The sequence below is a fragment of the Saccharospirillum sp. HFRX-2 genome (genome assembly GCF_043196805.1).
In the GTDB taxonomy this organism is placed as follows: domain Bacteria; phylum Pseudomonadota; class Gammaproteobacteria; order Pseudomonadales; family Natronospirillaceae; genus Saccharospirillum.
This window is the reverse complement of the sequence record NZ_JBEBMU010000001.1, coordinates 1,392,173-1,402,470: the sequence shown is the minus strand read 5'-3', so window position 1 is coordinate 1,402,470 and position 10,298 is coordinate 1,392,173. Positions and strand designations below refer to the sequence as shown.

10 protein-coding genes and 1 pseudogene are annotated in these 10,298 nt (G+C 55.0%); 5 read left to right on the top strand and 6 right to left on the bottom strand.

Annotated features, from left to right (window positions below; translation table 11 throughout):
* Positions 1 to 128, bottom strand: a pseudogene (locus ABMA60_RS06530) (superoxide dismutase [Fe]); the annotation flags it as partial.
* A gap of 274 nt (positions 129 to 402) precedes the next feature.
* On the opposite strand from ABMA60_RS06530, the gene ABMA60_RS06525 reads away from it, so the two are divergent.
* Both ABMA60_RS06525 and ABMA60_RS06520 read left to right on the top strand, forming a co-directional pair.
* Positions 403 to 945 carry a hypothetical protein gene (locus ABMA60_RS06525; RefSeq protein WP_392800385.1) on the top strand — a complete coding sequence of 181 codons (543 nt, stop codon included), beginning with the start codon at positions 403 to 405 and terminating at the stop codon, positions 943 to 945.
* An 87-nt stretch (positions 946 to 1,032) separates the two neighbouring features.
* The gene (locus tag ABMA60_RS06520; protein ID WP_392800382.1) at positions 1,033 to 1,557 is read left to right on the top strand and encodes a hypothetical protein; all 525 of its coding nucleotides are present in this window, start codon (positions 1,033 to 1,035) and stop codon (positions 1,555 to 1,557) included.
* An 8-nt stretch (positions 1,558 to 1,565) separates the two neighbouring features.
* On the opposite strand, the gene ABMA60_RS06515 is transcribed toward ABMA60_RS06520, so the two are convergent.
* Genes ABMA60_RS06515 through ABMA60_RS06505 form a run of 3 tightly spaced genes read right to left on the bottom strand, consistent with a single transcriptional unit; the run spans position 1,566 to position 4,371 of the window.
* A complete protein-coding gene (locus ABMA60_RS06515) occupies positions 1,566 to 2,162 on the bottom strand; it encodes a MarC family protein (RefSeq protein ID WP_392800378.1) in 597 nt (198 codons plus the stop codon).
* Positions 2,159 to 3,187 (bottom strand): L-threonine 3-dehydrogenase, encoded by a 1,029-nt coding sequence (gene tdh / locus ABMA60_RS06510; protein WP_392800375.1) that lies wholly within the window; start codon positions 3,185 to 3,187, stop codon positions 2,159 to 2,161. Before tdh ends, ABMA60_RS06515 begins: the two co-directional genes overlap by 4 nt.
* A complete protein-coding gene (locus tag ABMA60_RS06505; RefSeq protein ID WP_392800372.1) occupies positions 3,184 to 4,371 on the bottom strand; it encodes a glycine C-acetyltransferase in 1,188 nt (395 codons plus the stop codon). Before ABMA60_RS06505 ends, tdh begins: the two co-directional genes overlap by 4 nt.
* 620 nt (positions 4,372 to 4,991) lie before the next feature.
* Here ABMA60_RS06505 and ABMA60_RS06500 point away from each other — a divergent pair.
* A complete protein-coding gene (locus ABMA60_RS06500) occupies positions 4,992 to 5,177 on the top strand; it encodes a hypothetical protein (protein ID WP_392800370.1) in 186 nt (61 codons plus the stop codon).
* Positions 5,178 to 5,220: 43 nt separating this feature from the next.
* Here ABMA60_RS06500 and ABMA60_RS06495 read toward each other — a convergent pair whose 3' ends face one another.
* Complete coding sequence (locus ABMA60_RS06495; protein ID WP_392800368.1) at positions 5,221 to 6,537, bottom strand: MFS transporter; 1,317 nt, start codon at positions 6,535 to 6,537, stop codon at positions 5,221 to 5,223.
* Between the two features lie 289 nt (positions 6,538 to 6,826).
* Between ABMA60_RS06495 and ABMA60_RS06490 the strand changes: the two genes are divergently transcribed.
* Positions 6,827 to 7,375, top strand: a complete 549-nt coding sequence (locus tag ABMA60_RS06490) for a TRAP transporter small permease subunit (RefSeq protein ID WP_392800366.1) — start codon at positions 6,827 to 6,829, stop codon at positions 7,373 to 7,375.
* Entirely contained in the window at positions 7,375 to 8,766 is a 1,392-nt protein-coding gene (locus ABMA60_RS06485) for a TRAP transporter large permease subunit (RefSeq protein WP_392800364.1), read from the top strand. Before ABMA60_RS06490 ends, ABMA60_RS06485 begins: the two co-directional genes overlap by 1 nt.
* A gap of 65 nt (positions 8,767 to 8,831) precedes the next feature.
* Here ABMA60_RS06485 and ABMA60_RS06480 read toward each other — a convergent pair whose 3' ends face one another.
* Positions 8,832 to 9,929, bottom strand: coding sequence for a TRAP transporter substrate-binding protein (locus tag ABMA60_RS06480; RefSeq protein ID WP_392800361.1), 1,098 nt, complete (start codon positions 9,927 to 9,929; stop codon positions 8,832 to 8,834).
* Positions 9,930 to 10,298: the final 369 nt, after the last annotated feature.

Below are 10,298 nucleotides of genomic sequence, written 5' to 3'. Positions count from 1 at the left end.
ACCATGCCGTTGAGCTTGGTGACGTAGGTGTTGTGGTGTTTGCCGTGGTGGTATTCCAGGGTTTCCTGGGAAATGTGCGGTTCCAGGGCATCTTTGGCGTACGGCAGTTCGGGAAGGGTGAAGCTCATGATTTAGTCCTCTGTCTGTTAGTTACACAATCGTTAAAAGGGTGCATCGCAGTGGCGTCAGTCCATGCGATACCGAGCCGGTGACACCTTGCTTGGATCTGCCTCAGTGGCTGATCCAATCCATTCCAATCTATGCGCTTATGATACTCGGATTCTTTATTATATAAATATTGTTGTTTATTTAATAAGGCTATGCCGGGGCAACAACTAGGCTATCGATCTACGCCGATGCGCCGAAACATGCATAATGATCGTTCTACTGTGGAGGCTTGCTGTGAAACGAGTTGTTTGCTGTCTACTCATTTTTTGCACCACCGGGCTGCGGGCCGATGAAATCAACACCTGGCTCGAAGCGGGCAACGTCGATAACGAACTCGACGGGACCTACCTGGGATTTTCCACTTACAAAGGCCATATTGGTGTGCAGGTCGGCACCGTGATTGCGCATGAAAAACTCTACTTTGTCAGCGATGACGACCCGACCTTTGCCACCGAAACCGTCGATAGCGAGGGCTTAGTATTCGTGCCTCTTCATGTCGGTATGATGGCAGGCTTTGATGTCAACGAACGGCTGACAACCTACACTTCTCTGGGTTTGATGTACTGGGAACGCTGCGAAGTGGTGAAAAACAGCGTCGATCAGTATTGTCGCCATAACGATTCCTATCTTCGGCTGATACCGGGTGTTGGTGTGCACGCCAAGCTGCTGCAACTGAACCGCCAGCGCGATTGGGATCATTTATCGCTGATGGCGAACTATCATTACCGACTGGGGCTGGGCAGCTCTTTTGGCCTGGGGCTGAGTTACTCGCTTTAAAGTTTGATGTTTGCTTAACCGCAGTCATGCCCGGTTCAGTTTGCACGTGGCAAGCTCGCTGACGTTTGCAACCATGGAGAAGTAACGATGATTCAACGTCTGGGTTGGATGTTCATACTGGTACTGGTCAGCGCGCAGGCGTCGGCTAAAGACGATTATTTCTGGGGCAGCTATGGCGGTCATCAAGGCTACTTTGATGCGCCCTATTTCGGCGTTGGTTTTATGGCCAACAGCTGGGGCGCTGAGCTTGGTTTTGTGGGGCATTCGGAATACAGCGGATCGGTTATCTATGAAACGCCACCACCGCCACAGTCAACAAATACAACCATTGAAAACAATGTTCAAACCGGCTGGCCTTTTTATATTTCGGTGCTAAAAGGTTACGCACCTAACGACCGAATTGCGCTTTATACCAGCCTGGGATTATTAATGTGGAACGAGTGCGACATTGTTGAGAAATCTCCCAGTGGCAACCGCTATTGTGAAGGTCGACGCTTAGGCGCTGAACTGATTCCCGGTGCTGGTGTGCTCTATAACTTCGGCACAGTCACCGCCGGTTTTGGTTATCAATATGGCATTGGCCCGCTCTTGTCGATCGGCACCGACTTTTAACCTAACCCTCAGAACAAACCGTTAATACCATTGGCCACAAACTGAATCGCCAGGGCTGCCAGAATAACCCCCAACAAACGCTGAATAATATCGTCGCCGGTCTTACCGACCAGGCGACGAATTTGGGTGGCCATCAAGGCGCCAGCCATGGTCACTGCCAGCACCAGCATGGCGGCGGCGATCACGATTCCCTGACCACTCAAACCTTCGGCATCGGCCATCAGCAGCACGGTCAGCGTCAGCGTACCCGGGCCAGACATCAACGGAATGGCTAACGGATAAACACTGATGTCACCCAAGGGGCGTTCGGTGGGTTTGTCCGGCACCGGCGCTGAGGTGATCATGCGAAAGGCGGTGTTAAACAGCAGTATCCCGCCGGCCACGCGCAAGGCATCCATGCTAATGCCGAGTGCGGTGAGCAAAGTTTCACCCGCCCAGGCAAACAGCAGAATAATGCTGGCGGCGATGGCCGTGGCTTTAATCAGCGTTTTAAAACGCGACGCAAAAGGACGACCAACGGTCAGCGAATAAAAAATCAGCGCCGTGCCGATTGGATCGATAACAACAAAAAAACTGGCCAGGGCGTTAAGAAAAGCCGTGCTCATGCCGTCCAGTCCAACAACACCTTGCCCGACTGACCGGAGCGCATGGTTTCAAAACCGATTTCGAAATCGTCGACTTTGAAACGGTGGGTAATCATTGGTGACAGATCCAGGCCGGATTGAATTAAGCTCGCCATCTTGTACCAGGTTTCAAACATTTCGCGGCCATAGATGCCCTTCACTTCCAAGCCTTTAAAAATGATTTTGCTCCAATCGATGGCCATGTCATCCGGCGGAATACCGAGCATGGCGATCTTGCCGCCGTGGTTCATGGCATCGAGCATGGAGCGAAACGCCGAGGGCACGCCGGACATTTCCAGACCAACGTCAAAGCCTTCGGTCATATGCAGGCTGTTGACCACATCCTTGAGCGATTCCTGACTGACATTGACCACCCGACTGGCGCCCATTTTTTTCGCCAGATCGAGCCGGTAATCGTTCACGTCGGTAACCACTACATGACGCGCACCGGCGTGTTTGGCGACTGCTGCCGCCATCATACCGATAGGTCCGGCGCCGGTGATCAGTACATCTTCACCGACCAGATTAAAACTCAAGGCGGTGTGGACGGCGTTACCGAACGGATCGAAAATCGCCGCCATTTCATCGCTGACTTCGTCCGGTAATTTGAACGCATTGAACGCTGGAATAACCAGATATTCAGCAAAAGCCCCGGCGCGATTCACACCCACGCCCTGGGTGTTGCGGCACAGATGACGGCGACCGGCGCGGCAATTACGGCAATAACCGCAGGTGATATGACCTTCACCACTGACGCGGTCGCCGATGTTAAAGCCGGTCACTTCCTGACCCATGCCGACGACTTCGCCAACGTATTCGTGGCCGGTCACCAGACCGAGCGGCACGGTCTGTTGCGACCAGCGATCCCAGTTATAGATATGCACATCGGTACCGCAGATGGCGGTCTGGCGGATCTTGATCAGCAAGTCGTTATGACCGACTTCCGGTTCGGCTACCTCGGTCATCCAGATGCCGGTTTCGGGTTTCAGTTTGGCCAGCGCCTTCATGCAATAATCTCCAGTTCACGGCCGACTTCAATAAAAGCGGTTACCGCGTATTCGAGTTGTTCACGATCGAGACCGGCGCTCATTTGCGTGCGAATACGCGCCTGACCTTGCGGCACTACCGGATAGCTGAAGCCCACCACATAGATACCGCGCTCCAATAAACGTTCTGCCATGCGTCCGGCCAGGGCCGCATCGCCAACCATCACCGGGATAATCGGATGATCACCGCCACTGAGTTTAAAGCCGGCCTGACTCAGGCTGTCGCGGAAATAGGTGGTGTTGTCCCAGAGTTTCTGACGCAAGGCCGCGCCATCGGCAATCAGATCCAGCGCCTGCAAACTGGCCGCGGCAATACTCGGCGCCAGCGAATTGGAAAACAGATAAGGACGCGAGCGCTGACGCAACCAATCGACGATGGGTTTGGCCGCACTGGTGTAACCACCGCTGGCGCCGCCGAGCGCCTTGCCCAGTGTGCCGGTGATGATATCGACGCGATCCATCACGCCATGATATTCCGGTGTACCGCGACCGCCCTCGCCCATAAAACCGACCGCATGGCTGTCATCAACCATCACCAGCGCATCGTATTTTTCCGCCAGATCGCAAATCGCCGGCAGATTGGCAATAACGCCGTCCATCGAAAACACACCGTCAGTCACGATCAGCCGATAACGCGCGTCCTGACTTTGCTGCAGGCAACGCTCCAACTCGGCCATGTCGTTATTGGCGTAACGATAACGCTGCGCTTTGCACAGGCGAACGCCATCAATGATCGAGGCATGATTGAGCGCATCGGAAATGATGGCGTCTTCGCCATCGAGCAGAGTTTCAAACAAACCAGTGTTGGCGTCGAAACAGCTGGAATAAAGAATGGTGTCTTCGAGGCCCAGAAAATCGCTGATGCGCGCTTCCAGATCTTTATGAACTTGCAGCGTACCGCAGATAAAACGCACTGAGGCTGCGCCATAACCGTAATCGTCCAGGCCAGCCTTGGCAGCTTTTATCAGGCTGCTGTCATCGGCCAGACCCAGATAATTGTTGGCGCACAAATTGATCACCGAGCCTTTACTCAATTCAACCGAGGCAGACTGAGGCGACTGAATAATACGCTCAGACTTGTACAACCCCTGCTCACGCAGAGACTCCAGTTGTGCCGGTAAAGCGGTCAGTAAAGAACGGGACATTCAATTCTCCTCGGAAAAACAAACCCAAAGGGTCGGGTGATCACAGGGAGCCAAGGCTTGGGTCGCTGCGTTCGAAATACAAGACATAACCCGCATTTGCCGCCGATATTAACGTAATGGTGGCACTACAGTTTATTCGCTATGAGCCTGAAGGCCACGCATAGCGCTGTCCAGACCTTGCAATGCATCGTTCACACACCACATTAATTGGAACGGTGATTGTTGCTTCGATGTCGTTCCAACTTTGTTAAAAGCGCCGAAATCTACCACCGTTAGACTCGGCTAAAAGTTTGAATTGGTTCACAAAACTAGATTCAATAGCGTGTCATGTTAATGATCAACGAAAAAGGATAGCGGCCCACAAGGCCACTAACGTCGGGCCCATGCAGGGACTTCTTCAAAGGCCGACGAACCAGGGCAAGGCTCAATTGCAGTTTACAGGGACGCCAGTCAGACAACGGCTTAGCGCCGATATCCTGGTCACTGGACCGGTCATAGCGCGAATGGGCGCACTGAACTAATCTTCGTTTCAGTTCGTACAGGCAAGGTGCCACGAATTGGCGTTGGTTCGTTTTTAAGACCGGGTTAGCGCCAGTCCGACGGGTTTAATGAGGGAAAATATGGATCAGAAGTTGCTAGAGCTTGAACAAGCCATCGTTGATGCCGAAGAAGCCAAGCGTCAGTTTGTACAGGAAAACCCCAACGGCAGCGGTGACAAAACCGAACGGATGCGTCTCTACAATAAAGTCGAACTCGCTCGCAAATCACTGCGTGAATACAAACGCATGAATCCTCACCTGCTGTAAACGTCAATCCGGCCGGGCTGCCTGAGCCCGGCACGACCTTCGCTCACTCCACCTCAGGCAAGCGTAACACCTGAATCACCGCCAGCATTGCCACCGCGCCCAACACACCCAATACCCCCGCTGGTCCCCACTGATCACCCAACAGACCTACCCAGCCAGCCAGTAGCATCAAGCCACCAATCAGCGTATTGCTGACCGCCACATAAGCAGCACGGTTATCGGCATTGGCCAGATCGACCAGGTACGCCTTACGCCCCAGGCGCACACCACCGTGACAAATCATGACCACAAAATAGAGCACTGCGATCAACAGTGGCGACACCGCATCGGCACCCATCAACAGCGTGCTGATCCACACCCCCAGACCGGCCAGCGCAGCGCCGCTCGCTGCCAGCGCCATCACCCAACGACTGGAGCGATCACTTAAGCGCCCCCAGACCGGCCCACTGCAACTGGCGGCCAGACCACTCAACATCAACAAAGCACCGAGCCCCAGCCAGTTACCGCCTTGCTGCTGCACCATCACCACATAGAAAGGAGGCGCCAGCGCCAGGCTGAGCAATAAAGCTCGCGCCCAGACAAAGCGCCTAAAATGTTGATCGCTGCGCAACAGCGCCAGTTGCGAAACAGCAACCTGCAGCGCATTACCACCGCCTTCGGTCGAACCGGGCTGTTCACGAATAAACGCAAAGCCCAGCAAGCCAACCGCCCAGCACAGCGCTGCCACCAGCAAAAACACCCCGAGCAAGACGGCGTTTTGCTTGAGCTCGGGAAAGAACATCAAGCCCAGCCCCAAGGCCAACACCAGCAAACCGGACACGCCTGAGCTGTAACCCATCAGCGTACCGCGCCGGGTTTTGGACACGGTTTTGCCCAACACATCCTTGGCGGCAACGGAACACAGGCCACGCGCCAGACTGTAAATCACCAACAGCACCAGCAAGCACAGACCGGCGACAAAACCGTCCAGCGTTAAGGCCGCTGCGGCCATCGCCAGCAAGGCAAGCGCCGACAGCAAAGCGCCCAGCATCCACACACCCTTGCGCTTGGGTCGACTGCGCACCAGGGCCGCCACCAGCAATTGCGGCATTAACACCCCGGCTTCACGGATCGGCACCAGGAATCCCACCAGCGCCATGGGTGCGCCCAAGGCAGCGAACAGCCAGGGCAGAATCAGGCGGGCGCTGCTCAGCTCATCGGCCATCTTGCTGAAGGTATTGCCGGCCAGGTAGCCGAAGAAATTGCGCGGTTGGTGTTGGCAGGCGGAATCAGGGATGTCTTTGCAAACGCGGGCGTCTTCTTCGCCGGTGATCTTGTCGTACATCCAACCGAGGGCATCGTCGTCCCTTTGGTTGCTCAAATTTTGTCCGCTGATGTTTTGCGACACCCCTGATTCCCCTTGCTGTTGATGATGACTGGCTGGCAAAGCAGCCCGGACTAGCGAAAGGTTGCTTTGATTACAATCCACTGCGGCTTAAAAAAGCATTTTATCGCTGTATTGTGCAGCTTACAGGCTGGTCTCAATCGCCCGTCATACAGTAAACTAGCGCGCGTTGGCCCGGTCCCAACGATGATAACAAAACGATACAACGACAATTCACCAGGGGCCAACCCCGCTGATTCGCCCGTATGATATTGAAGGATCCCCGATGAAATACCTAGCCTCGATGGTCAGGTCGCTGTGCCATCTCAATCGCTTGCTGGGGCAAGTGTTCTCTTGGTTTACGCTGGCCATCGTGCTGGTCTGCTTTACCGTCGTCGTGCTGCGTTACGCCTTTTCCATCGGCTTTGTCTGGATGCAGGATCTCTATGTCTGGCTCAATGGCGCCATGTTTATGGGCATTGCCGGTTACACCTTGCTGCGTGAAGGCCATGTGCGCGTCGATGTGTTTTATCGCACCGCGCCGAAGCAGCGTCGTGCCTGGGTCGATATCGGCGGTGCACTGATTTTTATCGCCCCGTTCATCTACACCATCGTGCACTACAGCACGCCTTATGTGTTGCGCTCCTGGAGTTTCTGGGAAGGCTCATCCAACTATGGCGGCATGCCCGGTCTGTTTGTCATGAAGAGTTTTATTCTGGTGTTTGCACTGGTGATCGCGCTGCAAGGCCTGGCCATGATCGGCCGCAGCATTCTGGTTTTGAATAATCGCGAAGACCTGGTTCCTGAAGACTATCGTTACGAGGAGCACGCCTGATGGACGCTTCACTCATCGGCGAAATCCTCGCCCTGATCATGTTTTTCACCATCATCGGTGTGCTGATGTTCGGCTTCCCGGTGGCCTTTTCGCTGGCCGGCACCTCGCTGATTTTTGCCGCCATCGCACACTTTTTCGGTGCCCTGGATTTATCCAACCTGTCGAGTCTGGCACCGCGTTATATGGGCATCATGCTCAATGAAGTTTTGGTGGCGGTGCCGCTGTTTATCTTTATGGGCATGATGCTCGAACGCTCCGGCATCGCTCAGGGGTTGCTGATTACCATGGGTCGTCTGTTTGGCAACCTGCGCGGTGGTCTGGGTATTTCGGTGATTGTTGTCGGCGCTTTGCTGGCGGCCTCTACCGGCATCATCGGCGCGACCGTTGTCACCATGGGTCTGCTGTCGCTGCCGGCGATGTTGAAAGCCGGTTATAAAACGCCGCTGGCCACCGGCGTGATTACCGCCTCAGGTACGCTGGGGCAGATTATTCCGCCTTCTACCGTGCTGATTTTTATGGGCGACATGCTCGCCGGCATCAACGCTCAGGTGCAGATGTCGCTGGGTAATTTCGCACCCAAACCGGTGTCGGTTGGTGATCTCTTTGCTGGCGCTTTTGTACCGGGTTTGCTGCTGGTGGTGGTGTTTATCGGCTATATGATTTTCAAGGCGATCACCGATCCGGAATCCTGTCCGGCGCTGGAAACCAGCGAAGAAGATCGCGCCCGTCTGGGTCGTGATGTCATCACCACTCTGATACCCCCGCTGTTGCTGATCATCGCGGTGCTGGGCTCCATTCTCGGTGGCATTGCCACGGCCACCGAATCGGCCTCGGTCGGTGCGGTCGGCGCCATGATACTGGCTGCCTTCCATCGCAAGCTGACCTATCGCAACCTGCGTGAAGTGATGTACGCCACTGCCAACACCACGGCGATGATCTTTATCATCCTGATCGGCGCGACGGTGTTCTCGCTGGTGTTCCGCATGATGGGCGGTGATGATCTGGTACACGACTTCCTCAACGCCCTGCCCGGCGGCAAATTCGGCGCCATCATCTTTGTGATGCTGCTGATGTTCCTGCTCGGTTTTATTCTCGATACCTTCGAGATCATCTTTATGGTGCTGCCAATCACCGCACCGATTCTGTTGATGATGGGTGTCGATCCGGTCTGGCTGGGCGTGATTGTAGCGGTCAACCTGCAAACCAGCTTCCTGACGCCGCCGTTCGGTTTTGCGCTGTTCTATCTGCGCGGTGTGGCCCCGGCAACGGTCAAAACCACCGACATCTACAAAGGCGCTGTGCCTTTTGTGGTGATGCAGTTGGCGGTAATCGCCGTCCTGGTGGTCTTCCCGGGCATCGTCACCTGGTTGCCGAACCTGCTCTACAGCTAAGTTTTGCAGACACAAAAAAACCGGCCCAAGGGCCGGTTTTTTTATTGCCGTTATCCCAATACCACTTAGGGCTGGAAGAACTGCTCGCGCGCTTGCAGGAAGCGACCATCGACCTGTTCGGTACGAGTCCGCAGTACCGCCAGCGATTCGAAGTAGCTGTCGGCGGTTTTCTTGGTCAGTGCATCGCTGCTGTCGCGCAGCTCGCCCAGAATGTCCTTGGCCGCTTCAGCGCCGGCACGCAGGATGTCTTCAGGGAAGTAACGCACCTGTACACCGTGCTGGTTAACCAGCGTTTGCAGCGCAATCGGATCGTTGGCGTAGAAGTCGGACGCCACCTGATCGTATTCCGCCTGGCAGGCGTACTCGACGATCTTCTGCAGATCGGCCGGCAGCTCAGCAAACTTGGACTTGTTAACCACCGCTTCGGTGGCCAGACCCGGCTCAACGAAAGACGGCATGTAGTAGTTCTTGGCGACCTGATAGAAGCCCAGCGCCAGATCGTTATAAGGGCCGACGAACTCGGCGGCATCCAAAGCACCGGATTGCAGCGCCTGATAGATCTCGCCACCGGCCATGTTGACCACAGTCGCGCCCAGGCGCTCCCAGACCTGACCACCCAGACCAGGCGTACGGAAACGCACACCGTCGATGTCGTCCAGGCTGTTAAGTTCGTTGCGGAACCAACCACCGGCCTGAGTACCGGTATCGCCAGACATAAAACCTTTCACGCCGAACTGATCGTAAACTTCGTCCCAGATTTCCTGGCCGCCCATATAGCGAATCCAGGCAGACAGTTCACGCGAGGTCATGCCGTAAGGCACACCAGTGAAGAACGAAGTGGCGCGGCTTTTGTTCTGCCAGTAGTAGGCAGCGCCATGACTCATTTCGGCAGAACCTTCGATGACGGCATCGAAAGCACCCAAGGCCGGAACCAGTTCGCCAGCGGCATAGACTTCAACAGTCAGACGACCACCGGACATTTCGGTGATGCGGTCGGCCAAACGCTGCGCGCCCACACCCAGACCCGGGAAGTTACGCGGCCAGGTGGTAACCATACGCCAGGTAATACGCTCTTCAGCGATAGCCGGTGCTGACAGAGTGGTTGCAGCGGCAACACCGCCAGCGCCCATCAGACCCTTTTTGATGACGTCACGTCTTTTCATTTGACTCTCCTGCTAGGGATCGAGACTGACACAGACCGGCGATAAGGGCCGAGGTCAGCTTCTTGGTTTTTTTAGTTTTGGTTGTATCCAGTTTTCAAAATTGCCAGACGACAAGCGCCGACCAACCGATGTCGCTCAAGGTTCGCTTGAGTAACGGGGTCTGCCCGAATCCAACTGATGGAAACATCTCGTTTAAAACTGAGCTGAAGCCGTTTCACTGTTGTTATCTGGCTTCTGTTATCTGGCTTCCAGGGGCTTGTGACTCGCCCGCAAAGAATAACCCCGACTTGGCGATTTCTCAAACCAGGTGGGCGTTCCAGGGCGGTTTAGACTTTGGTGGAATGGTCAAAACCAGCAACTTTATGAATG

What these genes read in the sequence shown, in the direction of transcription:
- ABMA60_RS06520 (WP_392800382.1), top strand. Translation starts at nt 1,033, where the DNA reads ATGATTCAACGTCTGGGTTGGATGTTCATACTGGTACTGGTCAGCGCG.
- tdh (WP_392800375.1), bottom strand. Translation starts at nt 3,187, where the DNA reads ATGAAGGCGCTGGCCAAACTGAAACCCGAAACCGGCATCTGGATGACC.
- ABMA60_RS06485 (WP_392800364.1), top strand. Translation starts at nt 7,375, where the DNA reads ATGGACGCTTCACTCATCGGCGAAATCCTCGCCCTGATCATGTTTTTC.
- ABMA60_RS06480 (WP_392800361.1), bottom strand. Translation starts at nt 9,929, where the DNA reads ATGAAAAGACGTGACGTCATCAAAAAGGGTCTGATGGGCGCTGGCGGT.
- ABMA60_RS06490 (WP_392800366.1), top strand. Translation starts at nt 6,827, where the DNA reads ATGAAATACCTAGCCTCGATGGTCAGGTCGCTGTGCCATCTCAATCGC.
- ABMA60_RS06500 (WP_392800370.1), top strand. Translation starts at nt 4,992, where the DNA reads ATGGATCAGAAGTTGCTAGAGCTTGAACAAGCCATCGTTGATGCCGAA.
- ABMA60_RS06505 (WP_392800372.1), bottom strand. Translation starts at nt 4,371, where the DNA reads ATGTCCCGTTCTTTACTGACCGCTTTACCGGCACAACTGGAGTCTCTG.
- ABMA60_RS06515 (WP_392800378.1), bottom strand. Translation starts at nt 2,162, where the DNA reads ATGAGCACGGCTTTTCTTAACGCCCTGGCCAGTTTTTTTGTTGTTATC.